17 protein-coding genes are annotated in these 18,296 nt (G+C 38.7%); 8 read left to right on the top strand and 9 right to left on the bottom strand.

Annotated features, from left to right (window positions below; genetic code table 11):
* Positions 1 to 100: 100 nt before the first annotated feature.
* The 4 genes from WAO84_RS10815 to WAO84_RS10800 form a co-directional block, all read right to left on the bottom strand.
* Positions 101 to 853 carry a hypothetical protein gene (locus tag WAO84_RS10815; RefSeq protein ID WP_340065719.1) on the bottom strand — a complete coding sequence of 251 codons (753 nt, stop codon included), beginning with the start codon at positions 851 to 853 and terminating at the stop codon, positions 101 to 103.
* Between the two features lie 545 nt (positions 854 to 1,398).
* Positions 1,399 to 1,959, bottom strand: coding sequence for a flavodoxin (locus tag WAO84_RS10810; RefSeq protein WP_340065717.1), 561 nt, complete (start codon positions 1,957 to 1,959; stop codon positions 1,399 to 1,401).
* A gap of 15 nt (positions 1,960 to 1,974) precedes the next feature.
* The gene (locus WAO84_RS10805) at positions 1,975 to 2,697 is read right to left on the bottom strand and encodes a class I SAM-dependent methyltransferase (RefSeq protein WP_340065716.1); all 723 of its coding nucleotides are present in this window, start codon (positions 2,695 to 2,697) and stop codon (positions 1,975 to 1,977) included.
* On the bottom strand, positions 2,697 to 3,044 hold the full coding sequence (locus tag WAO84_RS10800) for a hypothetical protein (protein ID WP_340065714.1): 348 nt from the start codon (positions 3,042 to 3,044) through the stop codon (positions 2,697 to 2,699). The genes WAO84_RS10805 and WAO84_RS10800 overlap by 1 nt, the downstream gene beginning before the upstream one ends.
* Before the next feature lie 254 nt (positions 3,045 to 3,298).
* On the opposite strand from WAO84_RS10800, the gene ahr reads away from it, so the two are divergent.
* The 4 genes from ahr to WAO84_RS10780 all read left to right on the top strand — a co-directional run bounded on the left by ahr (position 3,299) and on the right by WAO84_RS10780 (position 8,708).
* Positions 3,299 to 4,303 carry an NADPH-dependent aldehyde reductase Ahr gene (gene ahr, locus WAO84_RS10795; protein ID WP_340065713.1) on the top strand — a complete coding sequence of 335 codons (1,005 nt, stop codon included), beginning with the start codon at positions 3,299 to 3,301 and terminating at the stop codon, positions 4,301 to 4,303.
* A 79-nt stretch (positions 4,304 to 4,382) separates the two neighbouring features.
* The gene (locus WAO84_RS10790) at positions 4,383 to 5,168 is read left to right on the top strand and encodes a TlpA family protein disulfide reductase (protein ID WP_340065712.1); all 786 of its coding nucleotides are present in this window, start codon (positions 4,383 to 4,385) and stop codon (positions 5,166 to 5,168) included.
* A gap of 202 nt (positions 5,169 to 5,370) precedes the next feature.
* Positions 5,371 to 5,844, top strand: a complete 474-nt coding sequence (locus tag WAO84_RS10785) for a hypothetical protein (protein WP_340065710.1) — start codon at positions 5,371 to 5,373, stop codon at positions 5,842 to 5,844.
* Between the two features lie 497 nt (positions 5,845 to 6,341).
* The gene (locus tag WAO84_RS10780; RefSeq protein ID WP_340065708.1) at positions 6,342 to 8,708 is read left to right on the top strand and encodes an eCIS core domain-containing protein; all 2,367 of its coding nucleotides are present in this window, start codon (positions 6,342 to 6,344) and stop codon (positions 8,706 to 8,708) included.
* A 44-nt stretch (positions 8,709 to 8,752) separates the two neighbouring features.
* Here WAO84_RS10780 and WAO84_RS10775 read toward each other — a convergent pair whose 3' ends face one another.
* Together WAO84_RS10775 and WAO84_RS10770 are read right to left on the bottom strand one after the other, a co-directional pair.
* Positions 8,753 to 9,313, bottom strand: a complete 561-nt coding sequence (locus WAO84_RS10775; RefSeq protein ID WP_340065707.1) for a gamma-glutamylcyclotransferase family protein — start codon at positions 9,311 to 9,313, stop codon at positions 8,753 to 8,755.
* A 6-nt stretch (positions 9,314 to 9,319) separates the two neighbouring features.
* Positions 9,320 to 10,156: a hypothetical protein gene (locus WAO84_RS10770; protein WP_340065706.1), complete on the bottom strand. Its 837-nt coding sequence runs from the start codon at positions 10,154 to 10,156 to the stop codon at positions 9,320 to 9,322.
* Between the two features lie 467 nt (positions 10,157 to 10,623).
* On the opposite strand from WAO84_RS10770, the gene WAO84_RS10765 reads away from it, so the two are divergent.
* Entirely contained in the window at positions 10,624 to 11,178 is a 555-nt protein-coding gene (locus WAO84_RS10765) for a GNAT family N-acetyltransferase (protein ID WP_340065704.1), read from the top strand.
* A gap of 504 nt (positions 11,179 to 11,682) precedes the next feature.
* Here WAO84_RS10765 and WAO84_RS10760 read toward each other — a convergent pair.
* The 3 genes from WAO84_RS10760 to WAO84_RS10750 form a co-directional block, all read right to left on the bottom strand.
* Positions 11,683 to 12,315: a hypothetical protein gene (locus WAO84_RS10760; RefSeq protein ID WP_340065703.1), complete on the bottom strand. Its 633-nt coding sequence runs from the start codon at positions 12,313 to 12,315 to the stop codon at positions 11,683 to 11,685.
* A gap of 137 nt (positions 12,316 to 12,452) precedes the next feature.
* Positions 12,453 to 13,151 (bottom strand): DUF4386 domain-containing protein, encoded by a 699-nt coding sequence (locus WAO84_RS10755; protein WP_340065702.1) that lies wholly within the window; start codon positions 13,149 to 13,151, stop codon positions 12,453 to 12,455.
* Positions 13,152 to 13,239: 88 nt separating this feature from the next.
* A complete protein-coding gene (locus tag WAO84_RS10750) occupies positions 13,240 to 14,184 on the bottom strand; it encodes a hypothetical protein (protein WP_340065701.1) in 945 nt (314 codons plus the stop codon).
* Positions 14,185 to 14,369: 185 nt separating this feature from the next.
* Here WAO84_RS10750 and WAO84_RS10745 point away from each other — a divergent pair, with 185 nt between their 5' ends.
* The 3 genes from WAO84_RS10745 (at position 14,370) to WAO84_RS10735 (ending at position 18,276) form a co-directional block, all read left to right on the top strand.
* Complete coding sequence (locus WAO84_RS10745) at positions 14,370 to 15,179, top strand: SGNH/GDSL hydrolase family protein (protein ID WP_340065698.1); 810 nt, start codon at positions 14,370 to 14,372, stop codon at positions 15,177 to 15,179.
* A 97-nt stretch (positions 15,180 to 15,276) separates the two neighbouring features.
* Positions 15,277 to 16,287 carry a helix-turn-helix domain-containing protein gene (locus WAO84_RS10740; protein WP_340065697.1) on the top strand — a complete coding sequence of 337 codons (1,011 nt, stop codon included), beginning with the start codon at positions 15,277 to 15,279 and terminating at the stop codon, positions 16,285 to 16,287.
* Positions 16,288 to 16,386: 99 nt separating this feature from the next.
* A complete protein-coding gene (locus tag WAO84_RS10735; protein ID WP_340065695.1) occupies positions 16,387 to 18,276 on the top strand; it encodes a DUF4932 domain-containing protein in 1,890 nt (629 codons plus the stop codon).
* The last annotated feature ends 20 nt before the right edge of the window (positions 18,277 to 18,296 follow it).

The raw sequence follows: 18,296 nt of genomic DNA, 5'->3' as shown, positions 1-18,296 counted from the left end.
CAGTATAATAGCTGCTATCTAAGCATTTTAATATATACATCCAGCCTTTCGATATGTTCACAGTATACTCCTTCATTCCAGTATTTGAGTTTTTATAAGATTAATTTTGGTTTTTAGAATTAATCAGCTTTTCAATTTCAGTTACTCGGCCAGATAAAGCCTTTAATTTCCTGTTTTCCTCTTCAAGTTTTTGGATCTTTTTTTCCTGTTGAATGGTATAAAGAGTTAATTCCTCAATTTTTTGTAACAATTTGGCATCCATTTCGCCTAAAAAGATCCCGTTTTCTTCGACTTCTTTAGCGCTCGGAATATCTTTTAAGTGCCCTTTTTCTTTAATATGGTTTTCTACCTCCTGTAACGTCGGCAATTTATAGTCATCATAGAAAACAAAATCAGACCATCCGGTTTCTACTTTAATTTCTTTAGCTCTTATATTTCCATTTACTGCCAGTTTCCAGCCATTAGTAAGATCTGAAGTGCCTATTCCCACGTTTCCATTAGCACTAAATCGCACTCTTTCATTGTAACCCATACCATCTGTATTACTTTGAAAAATCAGGTCGCCAGATCCCCATGTGCTTTTTCCCATTGACAATATCGTCCATAACTGATATCGGGCCTTGTTATCGGTCGCATAACCGGAAGAGCGAAAAATGATACTTGAAGAATTAACTATATTATTTGCCAGGCTTGCATCTTCAGAATTAAGAAGAAGGTTCCCTAATAGGTCCAGTTTTTGTTTTGGGTTTACGGTACCAATACCAACATTTCCGGTATCCGGAAAAACATTGGTCTGGCTATATGAATATACTGCTAATAAAATGCTGGTAAAAGCTGTTAAGATCTGTTTCATTTTTTGGTTATTATTGGTTAATGCTTACACTAGTTTATAACAAGAATATGCGGTTGTAAAAATTTATAGTAAAAATAGGATAATCAGTACTTTTTCTTGTTGAAAATATGCAATTTTTTGAAAAAACATAAATTGCACTAAACTCTTATTACCATCCATCGCTATATATCCTGCTGCGATTACAGCATTCGTAAACTAAAGGAGTTCTTTGTACATATATTTCAAGCGGTTATTAGATTAGCATTTATTTTTCTTTTTTAAAGGTTGGTTAATATTGCCTTTGTCTTCGACAGGCTCAGACATCGGCTGCCCCCTTGGTGATCGCCCCCTGTTGAGACTTTCATTGGTGTTACCGGTATAGTACCGGGAAATCACATTTTAAAGATACATGACAGAGATACCGTGGGAACACACGATAGGATTATTACATAAATAGAACTCTGATTTATGCCATATCGTAACTAATGCCTACTACTCCGAAACAGTTAAAACAGAACTAAATACATGCTTTAAAAGCCTATTTTACATACTGAAAACACCTGGTCTTAAGCACCGATTACCTGTAAAGTACTTTCCAACTCCTGTTGCAATTTTGTGATCCATGTATGGAGCCTTGCTTCTGTAAGATCGGATTGATTGTCTTCATCCAGTGCCAGGCCATAGAAGGTATTGTCATCCCGCAGTGCTTTAGATTCGGTAAAATCATAACCCTCTGTAGGCCAGGTTCCAATGATTTGGCCGTTATTCTCCAGTACTACCTCGGCTAACATCCCTATTCCGTCCACAAAATATTCATCATACCCGTATTGATCACCCAAGCCAAAAATAGCCACTTTTTTATGGGTAAAATCAATGGTCTTAAACGTTTCGTAGTACTCTTCCCAGTCACTTTGCAGATCGCCATCGTACCAGGTAGAAAGCCCCAGGATCATGAAGTCAAACTTTTGAAAAAAAGACACTTCTACCTTATCAACTTCCATAACTTCAATATCCCAAAAATCACATTTCTGTACAATGACCCGGGTAATCGCTTCGGTAATCCCCGTATCAGAACCATAAATAAGACCTACTTTGATCGCATCTGACCTGTCACGCTCTGTTTCCATTAGTTTAACTGCTTTTTAATTCGTAATCGTATAGTATTCTTTCCTTTTTGTATGTGTATCCTCTTTAGAGACTTTTTGTAAGGTTGCTACTAAAAACACTTTATCTGCTACGTCACCTTTTTTATTTTGAACACATTCGTTTCGGGTACGGATGTCTGCATTTTCAAATCCGCTTTCTACCAGTATATGGACGAATCTGGCGATATCGTACAATTGAAAAGAATCGTTTATGAAAGAAAGGTTCTTCATAAATGTGCCCTCCATAAAGGTTATCACACAAATACCGTTAGGCCTGAGTACCCTGTAAAGCTCTTTTAAAAAAGTGTTGGGGTTTTGCCAGAAATAAATAGTATTCACGGTTAAAATACGGTCAAAAGAATGGTCTGCATAGGGTACATGCAAGCCGTTGTATGGAAAGAAAAAAGCCTGATATCCTGCAATGACTGTGTTGTTTACATTTGTTACCTCATCAATTCTCCTTTGTGAAGTATCCAGTCCAAAATACTGTAACCCCGGAGCCTGCTTAAACACTACAGGAAGGTGTCTGGTACCACATACACCCAACTCCAGTATTTTAAGCTCTTTCTCAATATTCAAAGAAACTATTGATTCTGTGATCATGCCCTTACTGTGGTCGTACATAAGGTTTCCCAGGTTATACTCTTCTGCATTGGCAATATGTGGCTCTACTCCCGTAAAACCTAAAACTTCGGTACTGGTATTTCCAAAAATATTCATCAACCCTCCCGTATTACATTGTGTAACTCTAAAGTTTCATCAACATGCAAAGCGAACAGTGTTCCCTTTATCAGATCTTCAAACGTTTCGCGGTCAGGCCCTTCCAGTTTTAAACAGACATCGATAAGCGGACTTTTACACCATACTTTACTGCATCTTTGATTACCGCACTCTACACAGGAACATGGGTCATCCATCTTAGAAACGATCTTTAAAAGGTGTTTTACATCGGCTCTTGACATAAAAATACCTACGGTATCTACTATTAACTGTATCTCACATAACGGGTTCGGACTGTTTTTAACAAGGTAGGTCGCCCCGTAATTATTTTTATAAATGCATTCCATAAACAGATTTCTTTATATATGCTAAAATACTTATTATTTATATTTGATCTAAATAAATTTAATATAAAGTTTGCTGCAAAAAAATAATACCCGGAAATTCCTTTGTAAATGTTTTACACATACTGTATTACCTCAGTAAAACCGTTAAAAAACCGTTTACGTCGTATAACCGATATTCTTTTTTCAGAATCTATCCTTACATTTACAGAAATACTTAAAACAAACTATCAATACTTTAAAAACATAAATACATTATGAAAATACATGCCTATGCCGCCAGCGAACCAAAGGGCCAACTGACTTCTTTCACTTATGAATTAGACGAATTAGGACCCGAAGACGTAGATGTAAAAGTTGAATACTGCGGTATCTGCCATTCTGATCTGAGTATGATCAATAATGAGTGGGGAATGACACAATATCCCTTAGTTCCGGGCCATGAAATTATTGGCGAGGTTGTTGGCGTGGGAAGTCAGGTAAAAAATGTAAAACCCGGTGACAAAGTAGGTGTGGGCTGGCTGTCCTCATCCTGTATGAGCTGCCATGAATGTATGAGTGGCGACCATCACCTCTGTGCCGACAAAGGCGAGACCATAGTAGGCCGCCACGGGGGATTTGCAGATCATGTACGTGCGCACTGGTCCAGTGCCATACCACTTCCCAAAGGAATTGATCTTAGCAAGGCAGGCCCTCTGTTATGTGGGGGGATCACCGTTTTTAATCCTATCATACTCGCGGGCGTGAAACCTACTGATAAAGTAGGGGTTATTGGTATTGGCGGTCTGGGGCATATGGCACTCAAATTCCTAAAACACTGGGGATGTGAAGTGATTGCCTTTAGCTCCAATCCCGATAAAAAAGACCAGATCCTAGACATGGGAGCCTCAAGGGTAGTGAACTCCAGAGATCCTGAAGAACTGGAAAGTATTGCCGGGCAGCTAAACTTTATTCTCAATACCACTAATGTTACTCTGGACTGGAATGCCTATCTTACAACACTTGCGCCTAAAGGCCGGTTCCATAATGTAGGGGCCGTATTAGAACCCATGGCCATTCCTGCTTTTAGCTTAATCATGGGAGAAAAAAGCCTGGCGGGTAGTCCCATAGGGAGCCCCGAATTAACAAAAACCATGCTTGAGTTTTGCGTACGACACGATATCTATCCAACCGTAGAAGAGTTTTCTATGGAAAACATAAACGAAGCATTGCAACATCTGGAAGAAGGCAAGGCGCGCTACCGAATAGTGCTGAAAGCATAAAACCCATTAAGGGCATCAGTTGCCGGTACTCCTAAGGGAGCGCCGGCCCTTACCCATACCCTATTGCAAAATGAGAACCATGAAAAACAGTATTCTCACCATCACTTTGTTACTGTGCCAGTTTTTCCATGCACAGGAAATCAAAAACTTTGAACCGGTTTTTATTGTGAATGAGAAAATCGTATCCAAAGAGAAAGTAGAAGAATATGCGCGTAAAGGTGCTGTAAAAGCCATGCAAAACGGGATATCTGATGAAAAGTTTCGCGAACTCAAAAAAATACACGGCGATACACTTATCGCAAAAGAATTTGTACTGCTTATAGAAGTATATACCGAAGAAGAACTGAGTGCCAGGACTAAGAAAAGCACCAATGTAGTAAGTAAAAACACAGACAAAAAAACTAAAAAAGAGGATGGCTACCTTTTAAAGGCCGGTGATGCCGCTGCCGATTTTACCATACGTATGACCAGTGGTAAAACGGTGAAACTGTCAGACCTGAAGGGCAAAGTAATATTATTGAATTTCTGGGCCACCTGGTGTGCACCCTGTATTAGAGAGTTTTATGAACTTCCTTCTAAGATCCTGGAACCCTTTAAAGAAGAAGATTTTGTTTTCCTACCCATTGCTAAGGGAGAGGATTTTCAAAAGGTACAAAAAAAACTGGCAGCCCTTCAGGAAAAGGGAGTTATTTTTGATAGCGGCCTTGATCCCGATGAAATCATCTGGAACCAATATGCCCAAGGCGGTATTCCCAAAAACTTTATTATTGATAAAAACGGTATCATACAATATGTAGCTACAGGCAATACCGGAAAAAGTTTAGATACTCTTAAAGAAGAAGCAGAAAAATACCTTCGCGAATAGTAGTTCTAAATCAACATACTCCTATCCTCCTGACGAAAACAGGAAATAGTATAGTAATAAAAAAAAGAAGTTTGTAAAGAGTTAAACATAGATCACTTCTAATTATTTTAATACACCTAAACGAATAACAAGTCTTTACACCTGTTTTTTGTAGTATTATTCGTATTTTACAGAAAATACATTAACTCAAAATAATACTATCATGAAAAAGCATTTTTATTTATTTTTTGCAGTTGTCCTTGCTGTAGTAGCATTAAGCTTCTCGAAAGTAGGAACCGAAGAACTGGAGTATCCTGATTATTTTACACCGGAGCTTAAAGAAGCTTTTGTCTCACAGTATGAAAAAACGATCAGGAATGATGTTTTCTACGAAGCTATTGAAAACCAACTCTCCAGATTTTTTGACAAAGTGATCCGGGTAGATCTTCAATATTCAGAAGAAGGTGGTTTTTATTATCACGCGGTCTATGCAGAAAAGGACGGTGAAAAAATTATTCGCCTCCTAAAACTGGATCAACAGGAAGATTACACTCACGCAGTACTATCCAATTTAGGAGATTGCATACAGGCACCCCCTCCGGGTATATGCCCGAGCCCGGCATTTTGCTGTACAGGCAGGTGTGAAGCTGACAAGCCGGGACAGGAAAATCTGCTGTGTATGGTTTGCGAATGCTAAAGTTGCCATAACATGTGCGGTTTAAGTGAAAAAACCACTATCTAAAAAGAGCATTTTTTCTTTACTATTTGCATTTTTCAGGTTCCTAAAAAAGTAATATGGCTTATTGGCACTTTGCTTTTAAAGAAATTATATAAGCCCTGAAACCAAATGAAAAGAAAAAATGCTTCCTTATTGATTATTACTTTGGCAATGCTTATAATCCTTAAGCGCTGAGGCGAGTATCATACTCTTATCTAACGAGTATAAGGTTACACGCTTATAAACTGCCCTTTCTCTTTTTCACAGTACCAAAATTTACCAGAGCAACACCTCTCACTGTTTTAGCACTACAAAACACTGTAATTTTACATATTATATCTGTTTTCATAAGGTTTTTAATGAAAATTCTTTCAGAAGAAGATGTATTTAGTATATTTATGGAGCGGGCACCTTTCTGTATTCAGTAATAGCGCTGTGTATGAAGGCTGCCAGCCTGTCTGAACCAAAAACCAGCCATGCGTCATACTACCTATTCAACATCAGGAAATAAGAAACAGTCTGCTTTTTCTTCAACTGCTAAAAAACCATTGCATGACACGCCTGCCCTTTCTTTTTTAAACACCTCTCCACAGGCAGTGGTACAAACCAAAATGCAACAACTGGCCAATACAGCGGGAGTGGTAAAGCAGTTAAAGGCCTACCAGGATATGGCCAATACTTACCATAAGCATTCAAAAGCAGTACAATTACAGGCTGCTACCTCACCTACGACCGAACAGTTTCTCGTGCAAAGAAAAGAGAACCGCACCGGCCTACCCGATACGTTAAAATCAGGGATCGAGCAGCTCTCCGGCTATACAATGGATGATGTAAAAGTACATTATAATTCAGCCAAACCCGCCCAGTTACAGGCACATGCCTATGCTCAGGGCACTGATATTCACCTGGCAGCAGGACAGGAAAAGCACCTCCCACATGAAGCCTGGCACGTAGTACAACAAAAACAGGGACGCGTAAAACCAACATTACAACTAAAGGAAACCATTGGTGTTAATGATGACGCAGTGCTTGAAAGAGAAGCTGATGTAATGGGCAGACAGGCTGCACAGTTAAGACAGAAAAACAATTCTCATACACAACTCGCCTCCTTACAAAATTCTCCATTATTTGCAAATGCGCCTATACAACGTGTAATAGGCCCTGACATGCCCCGGGGTTCTAAAGTATTGGATACCAGAACCAAACATATCTATATTATAATTGGATATGATGCTGAGAAAGGATACAAGCTCATTCACTCTGCCATTGCCAGTGAACACCCAAGATTTGTTTTACCCAACAATGAAAATTATAATTTTTTTGCCGGCCCTGAGGTGGCTCCAAAAAAATCCGGTGGACTTTTCAGTATGTTGGGTGGTGGCGCTAAGGAACCACCCACCGTATCCGGTTCGTATGAAAAAGCGAGAAAAACAGAAATTGCTGAGAGATGGCCCAAAATAAAACCTGAGGTACAGGCAATAAAAACGCAGGCACTGGAGCTGGAAAAAGCCAAACCGGGATCAGTAGCGTTTTACAATGCTGCCGGTTTAGGAGCGCATACATTACACAGGGTCATTATGGCCATTTATGAAGTCGTACATGGCATGAATGTTCACAATCATGTATTTTTCAGAGCACCCGGTAATCCTCCGCGCCCCGAAGCTTCACAAGATCCACAAACATTTCTGGCCACACGATCCACTTCAGGCACCTGGAGCGATCATAAAGAAACCGATTCTATGGTGTCTGCCAATATTTCCCTGTCTGCCAACGTAGCCGATGGTGCCGAAAGCACTTTCGACATCTTACAAACCGGCGGATTGTTTGATATGGACGCTAAAAAGATTGTAACGATCGTTGGTAAAATGCTGGAAAGTATGCATATTACCGATGACCATGCTCGTATCATCTTACAGGAAGTTCATGATTTGGCCCGGATCATTGAAAAAATAAAAACAGAGAATCAGCATAGTGGCAAGCGGGAATCAGTTTTATACCAAACTTTTATCCCTAAAGGGCTCATACCAAAACTGGTGTATATTGCCCAAACCAACGGGCACCCCTTAGACTACCATATGTCTATGGTGGAGCCTGACAAGGTATTGGCAGGTATCGCCGCGGCAGGAAAAGAACTGAAAAATGGGGAAATGTTTTCTTTTGGGGCTACGCACGCGGCACAGTTGGAAAAAATGGGAGCCGAAGACAAAGAAAAATTGTTTCACAGCAGTAAGTTTACCCATTACGTGCTGGAAGCTGCTAAAGCCCCTTCATTCTGGGCGGCTATGGGTCACCTCCGTGACCCCCAGGCACGAATACTCATGCACCCTAAAGTATTTGCCGAACCTTCGGGCCTTGCAGAAACGGTAACGCATAACAACCTGTCCCGAAAAACATCAGGTACGTTAGATGAAGGTATGAGACGTATTAAAGGCGCTACTTTAAAAGTGCAGCTTATTAAAAGAATAGAAGATCAGTTTGCGATAGACGGAACTGTTTTTGCCCGTTTTGGCAAACTGGCACCCCGCCTGCCTGAAATGGATATACCAGAGCTAAGGCATCTTTTAGAGCGTACCTCTGCCATGTTGCGAGAAAATGAAGCTTTGGTACAGCACGAGGTATGGGATTTTATAGGAGCGCACCCACAAATTAAAGAAGCTATAGAGGCAGGTTTAAAGGTAGTGTGCCGTGGAAAATCGGTGCCTTTTGATATTGATGTCCCTGCACGTATGCTTCCGGATGAACTGCATACGCTTATAGCATTACTGCATGAGCTAAGTACTACATCCCAGGGGGGTGGCAGTAGTGGTAAAAAGGTTGAAGAAGTCAATTTGCTCGATCTGTAAAATGAGTAAAATTCATATTCCCTTTTTCTAATGAACAGGGGCTTTTACAGATTTATTCTTTGTAAAGGTAGAATGGGAAGGTTATTAAATTCAGTTTCTTTTACAAATTGTATTAAATACGCATAACTTACCGATGTAAATGCCTGTAGTACCTGCTCCAGATACTGTTGATGGATAACCACTTTACCCTCACTGTACCCAAGTGAGAAACGCTTTTTACTTTCTTCTTTTCCCATATAGGTCCAAACGGTTTGCGTTCTATAAGCTTCCGGTAAAAGGTGGGTAATCTCTACCCTGTCATAATTTCGCTCTCTCAGATCAAGAGATGGCAATCTGGCACTATCTATTTCAAATAAAATACCGTTAACCTTTTTTGAGGGATCAAAAACTACGTTTAAAAAGGCCACATATTTTTGGATACGCACACCATTTTCATCCATATAATACTTGTATGAGGGAAGATCTACCAAATTATCCATGGCTACGGACCAGTCTCTTCTTAACCCCTCAATGGTGATGTATTGAAACCGTGGGTTATTCTCTTTTACGTACTTTTTAAGAGTTTCAGGGCTCACAAGGGATCCATATCCAAAAACAAATGCCATAAATAATTAATCTTCAAAAGTGTCCCAACCCAGCCAGGAAGTTGGTTTCTGGTTATAATCCACATGTATGTCTGACCACCTGAATCGTTTTATATCTTTACCAATACTATAAGTTTTTCGCTCTGTAAACGAATTTCCCAATTGCGGAATATCGCCTTTAATGAGTACCCACAATTCATCATCGTAACTGCATTTTTCTCCCTGAATGGAAATAATAGAGAGCGTATCTTCCCCTTTATCTGTATTGAGATCGCGGGCATCAAGCTCTATAAATATGGTTCTGGGTACTTTGGGGATGGCAAAATCCCAGCGTTTGTCACATTGTATCGTACGGTTTATTAAATATGGAGCCCCATTTTTCTCTCGTATCCTCTTGAGCCTTACAATTACCTTAAATTCTAAAGAGGTTAAGTTAAGATTGGTAGCACTGTAGAACCGTATGCAAAGAAAATGCTTTTTACGTGATGTATCGTAATACAGATTAAGGCTTTCTTTAAAAGTTAAGATCTCGGGGTGTAGCAGCAGTTTAAAAATTATGGTTCCCAAAATAATACCGGGAATAAGAATGGCCAGAATTTTATGAATAAGAAAAATAACAATATTAACCGTATTGGTGGTATCCAGGCGTATTTCAAAAACATCGGCTCCAAAAAGCTCAAAGAACGAAATACTTATATGTTCAAAATACGATTTTCCTGGGGCCAGCTCGTTAAAATAATATATACTACCAAAGAACAATGATAAACCCACACAAAATACCAGATAGTAAAAAAGTAGCCGTTTAAAGGAATAGGTAGCAATAAAGACCCTGATATGATCTTTGGTAATGGGGTGTTTTTTCATTCTTTTCGTGGTGGTATTCTAAGTTATGGTTACACGAATTTCTTCTGGAAATGTGTATACCCGGTTTCATTATAGCTTAAAGATAGTAAATTACCGTAAATCATAGCTTATGCTGTATCAGAACGTTATACCTGTTTTTTAAGTTTAATTCCCTGTAATGGTTACACAATCCCATAAGCCTTAGAACAAAGCCCTTTTGAGTTACTTACAAAAAAATATATTTGAAAGAATATTAGAAAGCTCATTTAAACATGTAAAAAAATATGGAGTTTAAGGAGAAATTATCGGAAGTGATTTTACGATTTACTTTTTTACGGATAATAAGCCTTCAGGCAATTTTATGGCCCTGGAATTGGCCGAATGGTTGACCTGTATAATCTGGAAAGAAATAGATTTGAAAATCACAGTAGTTAACCAAAAGTAAAGATTATATACAAACGCTACTTGATTCAAAAATAACAATTAAAATGCACATAGAAGTTCAAGAATTGACCGTTGATGACATCAATTTTGTTGCCGATTATTGGCTGACTGCTGAAAAAGATTTCTTGCTTGCAATGGGAGTCGATCTATGTAAATTGCCAACCAAAGATGGTTTAGAAAAAATGTTAACTGACCAGATAAATACTCCCTATCCAGAAAAATCTTCACTGACCATGATTCTCAAGGTAAATGGACAACCTTCAGGGCATTGTAACGTGAATGAAATTAAATATGGATATGAAGCCAAAATGCATTTACATCTTTGGAAACCAAACATCAGAAAAAAAGGACTCGGGACCACTATGGTTTTAAAATCTCTACCTAAGTTCTTTGATAAGTTAGACCTTAAGGTAATCTATTGTGAACCAAATACTCATAACCAAGCCCCAAATAGAACACTTGAAAAGGTGGGGTTTGAATTTGTCAAAAGGTATGTAACAGTCCCGGGACCACTAAACTTTGAACAAGAAGTAAACAGGTATAAATTGACAAAAGCAAAATTAGAAGAAATAAAAAACATACAACAACAAGGTGTATAATACCATAGCACCTTACGGGGTGCTGCGACACTATTTAAAGAAAGTTGTCAAATACGGTAAAATCTGGGCTGAATGCCAATTTTTATTTACCCCATAATTATGTTTAAGGCTAACTATGGCCTAATTCTTATCGGACTTTTCATTCTACTAATTGGGGTTTTAGTACCAAACAAGGCTTAATCTCAAATTGACATGACCAGGGAGGGGAGAAAAGTGAAGGTGGAAATTATCGAATCAACATCATACTGTGACCGAATTAGAAAGCGCGGTGGCTTTTGTAAATTAAAATTTAACAACAAGATCTTCAATAAAAAAACCAAACATACATTTTGCAGCCTGGTAGAAGGTAAAAAGGGTATAACTATGCTTACAAATGCAGATAAAGATAACTAAAGATGCTTTTTTAATTGTTTGGCAAATACATCCGGTTGATCGATCCATAGATCGTGTCCCGCATTCCTGATAATGGAAAGCTCTATACGCGGTACTTCACTTATACATTGTTTATTCTATGCTATCCCAAATTTCATCTCCAGGTTTTTTACCTGTAAGCATTTCCAACAGGGCGAATATATACTCATTTTCATCATAACCGCTATCTTCCTGCATTCTTTTAAAAGCCATTTCCGCTGTAGAAAAAATAGAGGTCAGATCAATTTTCCAGCTCCCGTTTTCCTTATGAAAATCAAAATATAAAGGCATTTCCCGCCCCCGGGTCACTAACTGCCCTTTGGCAAAAGACCCCTCTACTTTAATGGTACCCAGGCTATTATTAGCAATACTGTTCTTACCTATCATTCCTTTTTCAATGGCATATACCAAAAGGCCTTCTCCATCAAATTGCAACAGCTCTTCTCTGGTGGCTTGATGACGTATGGAAAACACCATAAGTTTATCCATAACTCCCAATGCATTGATCTCTGCAGCATCTGCTTTTTTAGTGGCTTGAAGAATCTCTGTATAATAGGAAACGGTACGGCTATCTACATAGGTAACTGCTTCTTTCCCTTTGTCATTGAGTATGGCCGATTTGTACTTTTCAAAACTTTCTTTTATACGCGCTTCTTCTGCATTTTGAGATATACACAGGTTAAAAGCTAACGTAAAAAGGAGCATAAGGGGGTGTGTTTTATTCATTTTTTTGTATTTGGGTTTAACAAAAGTAAAGGTACTAAAAACTAAATATGAATATTCGCAAAATCCAGAAAACAAGCAGTTATGAGTGAATGGTTATTTATACTGAAAATAGCAACTACTAACTTTTTTTGAGATGCTTACAGATATAAACACCTATTCAGTCTTGTCTGTTCCCGAACCGCTGATCCTTTGATCAACAGCCAAAACATGAAGATCAATTCTCCCCAACCTAAAATAAGGCTGTACGTAACTTCAAAGTCAGGAGAAAGAAGTTTTCCTGTGTAGTCTATTAAATAGCTTGCTCCAGTTACCATAAGCAGCAGGCCTATAACTTTAGGAACATAGCTGGCTTTAAAAGCCAGATACCCCAATAGTGCTAAATGAAAACCAAAAAAAATAAGTCCGAAATGCCAATCGCTGTAAAAAGAATGAATAGATAACATGATCTCGGCATTTAATACGTCTATTTGAAACACTTTTAGGTAATCGGCCTCATTTGTAAGTTGTAAAATATCCAGATAATTGAGCAATGCGATCCCTAAAAAAAGGGTATAGACCAGTCGTAACCAGGCCGCGAACAATGAAATACTCTGATTTACGGGTTTGAAAAAAAAATACAGTGCCCAAGCCACTGCCAAATCGCAAAAAACAACTATCAAAAGACCGAAGATACCCATACGGAACTGTATTGTATTTGCCCTTATATTGTTCGCAACTTGTGTTACATTGTCTAACGCTGTGAGCTTCTGAAATACCAGATAATCGGCACTTAGCCATGAAAGCGTCATCACCAATAACCCGAGACCCGCGAATATAGCCGCTTTTTTTAAGGACATTTTTACATAGTTACATACCGTGTTACTATAAAAATAGGCATTTTAAGTTTCTCTGCATACATTCCTTTTACCAACAGGTGGCATATGATTACTTTTTGAGGGCTAGCAGTTTTTCAATTTGGGTCACCCGTTCCACTAAAGATCTTAGTTCCTTATTCTCTTTTTTTAGTTTTTCAATTTCTTTATTTTGAGATGTTAGTTTCTTTTCCTGCTGAATTGTATATAATGTAAGTTCTTCTATCTTTTTCAGCAGATCCATATTCATTTGTGCCAGCATTACACCGTTTTCTTCAAATTCTTTAGCCGATGGTATTTCAGGTAAATGACTGTTTTCTTTAATGAAAGTTTCCACCTCTTCAATACTTCGTAAGGGATAGTTCTCTTTAAAAACATAATCCGGAGCCGGAACATTGAGATCTACTTTTACCTCTTCTGTATGTATTTTTCCCTTTACCGTTAGCTTCATATCCGGGGTTGTTGTTCCAATACCAACTAACCCATTATCACTAATTGTTATTCCATTAACAGGATTATTCCCTTTGCTCAAATGAAATGTCTTTTCCTGATTATTGATCCAAATTCTTGATGTGGTTTCTCCTGATTTGGTCCATAGATTGATACCCTGATCTGGCCCGTTTCCATTTACGTGTAATTTTCCATGTTCCGCATTCGGTGTGCCAATTCCTATACTTCCATTATTTTTAATATTAAAATATTCTGTGCCAGATGAAACTCCTGCCTGAGAATTACCTTTAAAAGATAACCTGTCTCCTTCTTTCATAATAGTAAAACTATTGTTCTCCTCTCCTAAATTCTCAAAAAACAGCCTTCCGCTATTTCTGTTGTTTGATTGATTTCCCTGAGAAATAACAACTCCTGAGGCTGAGTTATGATCTGTGGTATGAACATCTAATGTACTCGTTGGGGATGTAGTGCCAATTCCTACGTTTCCTGTGGACTCAATTTTATTGTTTTGAGCGTTTGTGTTTAAAATCACTCCCGTAAGTGCAAGTAGTATTATGTTTTTTTTCATTTATAGACTTTTTTATACATGATTTATGGTAACGTTGTTGTTACAGCTTATTTGAATTATATAATTTTCAAGTTAAAAATAATTATTATTCCTTAGTTTCGTACATACAGAAAACGGTTTCTTTAGTAACTCTCTTACAGTTTTTACTAACGATGGAACGTTATGTTGTATAACTAACTCTGGTTATGAGTTTTAAGTATTTTGCAGGAGCTATCCTGGCTTTTCCCTTATTACCCATCATGTATTTTCAGGGAAAAAAGATACGTGAAAAGGTACCCCGGCTTCCGGAAGCCCGGGGAAAAGAAGGTTTTTGCCGCTACTCTAACGCTACAAATACCCTGAACCTGCTAACCCTGGGAGAAAGTACCATTGCCGGCGTGGGAGTAGCCACTCATGATGAGGGTTTTACAGGCACCATTGCCCGAGAACTTTCTAAACAATACCATATTAACGTCAACTGGAAAGTAGCCGCCAAAAGCGGATATACAGCTAAGCACCTACGTACTAAAATGTTGCCCAAACTAAATGTGTCTTCGGCAGACCTTATCGTGATAGGGCTGGGTGGTAATGATGCCTTTACCTTAAATACACCCAAACGATGGAAACGGGATATACGCGAACTCATTGTACAATTAAGAGTATTGTACCCCAATGCGATTATCGTATTTTGTAATATGCCACCTATAAAAGAGTTTCCGGCATTTACCCCGTTAATACAACGTATAGTGGGAAACCTGGTGGAAATACTGGGAGAGGAACTCACCAAAGTAACAGCCTCTTTTAAAAATGTATATTTTTATTCCCGAAAGATCACATTAACTGATTGGATACATCGTTTGGGGGTAAACGCTACAGAAGCCAACTTTTTTAGTGACGGGGTACATCCCTCTCCCCTCGCCTACCAGACCTGGGCAAAGGATGTGGCACGTGAGATCTGCGAACAGTCGCTCTTACCGGTAACCAAAAATAAAGATACCTCTGCCGGGCCTGTTTAAAAACAATAGGCCTTTTATTTACGAATATCGTTTTTTCGGGTTTTACTAACTCATATTCTATAGTATATTTGAATACGCTAATCAACGTTTTTTTGTTTTGAGCGAATTACTTTTACTGGTGTCAGCCGGTCAGGGTCTCCTTCTGAGCCTCGCCCTGATGAGTGCCTGGTTTAAATCGGATTATTTCCGGTTTTTTCTGGGGCTGGTTTTTTTTGTGATTTCCATAGAATTATGGACATACTGGGGGATTGCCACACAGCATATACAAAGTAATCCCGCTTTTCCCTACTGGATACTTAGCTCATACCTGCTTGTTGCCCCTGCGGTACAGTGGGTGTTAAAACTCATACGAACTCCTGGGGCCGTCCCCGCAAAAAAGGACTATTTGTTATTTGTACCGGCACTGGTAGAGGTCGTCCTGACATGTATTCGATACTACGTTTACTATTTTTGGGAAGTACAGTGGTTCCCCGTTGATCTTTTTATCTGGGTATTTTTTACACAACAACTGCCCATACTATGGCTTGTACTGGTTTTAATACGAGCCTTCACCTACCCGGCCTCTACCAGGTACTACCTGGCCTATGCCTTATTCTCTCTTTTTGTATTACTGTGGATGGTAGATTATGTTTTCCCAAACCGTATATTTACTATAGTAGAGGCTATTTTGGTAAGTTCGCTGTTTGTTTTTGGCTATCTGGCCTATTTGTATCCCCGATTTTTTGACAGCACTGCACCTTCGGCAAAACTGGAACAACAGTTCAAAAAACACAACCAGAAACAAGATCTGGCGGCTTTTGAAAAAATGATTGTTGAAAATAAAGGGTTTACCAAACCAGGGCTGTCACTTTCAGAAGTATCTGCTTCTCTGCAACTGTCTCCTAAATATCTTTCGTACCTTATAAACAAACACTATAAAACCAATTTCAGGAGTTTTATTAACCGATTGCGTGTTCAGGAGGTTATTACAAAAGTAAATGCCGGAGAACACCAACACATGACATTGCTAGGTATTGCTTTAGAAGCCGGATTTAATTCCAAGTCCAGTTTTAATGCCATATTCAAAGCCGAGACCGGTAAAAGTCCGTCGCAATACTTCCAAAAGTAAAAAACAGTATACTTTTCCGCCTTTTTTTATATCCAGAAACCGGTAACTGGACGATCATCCGGTTTTTGCACCTTTCTTTTGCCTTAAAATCAATCAAAAATGAAAAAAACAGTAATCGTACTCACATGCATGCTGGGGGTGAAGTATTTTGCACACGCTCAGGAAAAGCTAAACGTTTCATTTAATCAAAACATAGAATTTATAGGACTGGTTTATACCATTATCTATGAAAACCCCAATAATCCGCTCTTTGACGACCAGACTGAAAACTGGCCCTACGGACAACAAATTCTAAAAGAATACGGACGTTTTGGAAAGAATGCCACATTAAATGCTTTATTGCCCCGTATTGAATATTTGTGGATTAGTGATTTTAATTATTTACTGGCGCATATTCCCGATTTTCCAAATGCCCGGCTCCCGGAAAACTTTAATATAAACCGCATTATTCATTTTTCCCAACGCAAAGATCCGGCAGAAGCTAAAGAGAATGTTACCTTTTTTCTGGAAACTATGAATGCTTTTTATAAAGAGGTACAGTTTGACCAGTACATGAAAAAAAACGCCGTCTATTACAAAGCAGTTGTCAGAGAAATTAAAAAACATTTGTTTTTACGGGACTTTATCACACCTATGGAAGCATTTTACAACTTTTCATTTGAAAAGTATCAGGTGATCCCTTCGCTTACTCTTCCGCCAGGTATGGGCTTTGCCACGCAAGACGGTAGTAAAATAGCATTTAATGTGATCTCGGCTGTGAGTACACAGAATCTTCCTGCACTACAAATGGGATTTGATGATCCTGATGCGCTCAGGGAACTGAATATACACGAATTTGCGCACTCGTTGCTGGCTCCTTCATTTCAGCATATTCCCAAAACCCTTATGAAAAGTACAGAGTACCTGCATGAACCCGTCAAAACCGTTATGCGCAAACAGAATTATTTAACATGGAGCGCCACTCTTAATGAGCATCTTGTAAGGGCGGGAGAAGTACTGATAGCCCGTATATTAAACGATCCTGAAAGTGAACAACAATTGCTTACCACCTACAAAGATCAAAAAGATTTCAGATATCTTCCCATAATCATTCCAATATTATATGAAAATTTCCAAAATAGGGTTTCTTATAAGGAAGGAATGCTAAAGGCAGTAAGAGCCCTAGAAGCAGTAAAAAACAGGCCCAAAACATCTGCCCGGTCTGGCCTGATCCTGAAGGGTGTGGTACGATCTGCAAAATCCGGAACTCCTATTCCTTTTGTAAACATTGGGGTTTTTCACAAAAACTTTGGAGTAATCTCCCGAGAAGACGGCACTTTTGAAATTGATCTGCGCCAGGCAAAACCCGAGGATCGGCTTTCTTTTTCTTCTTTGGGGTACACCACCTACAACCTACCCATAAAAGACATACAGAATTCTTTTCTTACAGTTCAATTAAAGGAAAAAACCATACAGTTAGAAGAAGTAGTGGTACGAGATAAAGAGATATTCAAGACTAAAAAACTGGGGCGGGTAAAACCTTCAAAAAGAACCCTTGGAGAGAGTAATTCCACACATTATGGTAAAGGGGGCGAATACGGCATACGTATTGTACATGCCCAAAGGTATATGTTACAGGATGTAAATTTTCATATGCGGTTTAATACTACGGACAGTATTCTCTTCAGGATCAATATTTATAATGTTAAGAATGACTTACCACACACATCTCTTTTGCAAAAAGAACTGTTTATGAAAAGTTATCGTGGCCAGAAATGGATACACAAAGATTTTAGTGACCAAAACATTGTAATTGATAAAGATGTAATTGTTACCTATGAGATCGTTAAGATATGGTATAGCAATAAAACTTATAATAACATCTTTTTCACCTATGGCAAAGGGTATGAAGAGGGAAGCAAATACCGGCGTACTTCCAGCCACGATCGTTGGCAAACAGAAGAAGGCGCCATTCCTATTACTTTATACCTTACGGGAAGACTTTTTTAGGTACTGATCAAAAAAACATA

Origin of the sequence: Ascidiimonas aurantiaca, assembly GCF_037646345.1 — a bacterium.
GTDB classification, from domain to species: Bacteria; Bacteroidota; Bacteroidia; order Flavobacteriales; family Flavobacteriaceae; genus Ascidiimonas; species Ascidiimonas aurantiaca.
This window is presented reverse-complemented; position numbering and strand designations above follow the sequence as displayed.

Bases quoted from the DNA above. Each gene is read 5' to 3' on its own strand.
- WAO84_RS10770 (WP_340065706.1), bottom strand. From the start codon at position 10,156: ATGAAAAAACACCCCATTACCAAAGATCATATCAGGGTCTTTATTGCT.
- WAO84_RS10785 (WP_340065710.1), top strand. From the start codon at position 5,371: ATGAAAAAGCATTTTTATTTATTTTTTGCAGTTGTCCTTGCTGTAGTA.
- WAO84_RS10780 (WP_340065708.1), top strand. From the start codon at position 6,342: ATGCGTCATACTACCTATTCAACATCAGGAAATAAGAAACAGTCTGCT.
- WAO84_RS10805 (WP_340065716.1), bottom strand. From the start codon at position 2,697: ATGAATATTTTTGGAAATACCAGTACCGAAGTTTTAGGTTTTACGGGA.
- WAO84_RS10800 (WP_340065714.1), bottom strand. From the start codon at position 3,044: ATGGAATGCATTTATAAAAATAATTACGGGGCGACCTACCTTGTTAAA.
- WAO84_RS10810 (WP_340065717.1), bottom strand. From the start codon at position 1,959: ATGGAAACAGAGCGTGACAGGTCAGATGCGATCAAAGTAGGTCTTATT.
- WAO84_RS10790 (WP_340065712.1), top strand. From the start codon at position 4,383: ATGAAAAACAGTATTCTCACCATCACTTTGTTACTGTGCCAGTTTTTC.
- WAO84_RS10760 (WP_340065703.1), bottom strand. From the start codon at position 12,315: ATGAATAAAACACACCCCCTTATGCTCCTTTTTACGTTAGCTTTTAAC.
- ahr (WP_340065713.1), top strand. From the start codon at position 3,299: ATGAAAATACATGCCTATGCCGCCAGCGAACCAAAGGGCCAACTGACT.
- WAO84_RS10745 (WP_340065698.1), top strand. From the start codon at position 14,370: ATGAGTTTTAAGTATTTTGCAGGAGCTATCCTGGCTTTTCCCTTATTA.
- WAO84_RS10755 (WP_340065702.1), bottom strand. From the start codon at position 13,151: ATGTCCTTAAAAAAAGCGGCTATATTCGCGGGTCTCGGGTTATTGGTG.
- WAO84_RS10750 (WP_340065701.1), bottom strand. From the start codon at position 14,184: ATGAAAAAAAACATAATACTACTTGCACTTACGGGAGTGATTTTAAAC.
- WAO84_RS10735 (WP_340065695.1), top strand. From the start codon at position 16,387: ATGAAAAAAACAGTAATCGTACTCACATGCATGCTGGGGGTGAAGTAT.
- WAO84_RS10765 (WP_340065704.1), top strand. From the start codon at position 10,624: ATGCACATAGAAGTTCAAGAATTGACCGTTGATGACATCAATTTTGTT.
- WAO84_RS10775 (WP_340065707.1), bottom strand. From the start codon at position 9,313: ATGGCATTTGTTTTTGGATATGGATCCCTTGTGAGCCCTGAAACTCTT.
- WAO84_RS10815 (WP_340065719.1), bottom strand. From the start codon at position 853: ATGAAACAGATCTTAACAGCTTTTACCAGCATTTTATTAGCAGTATAT.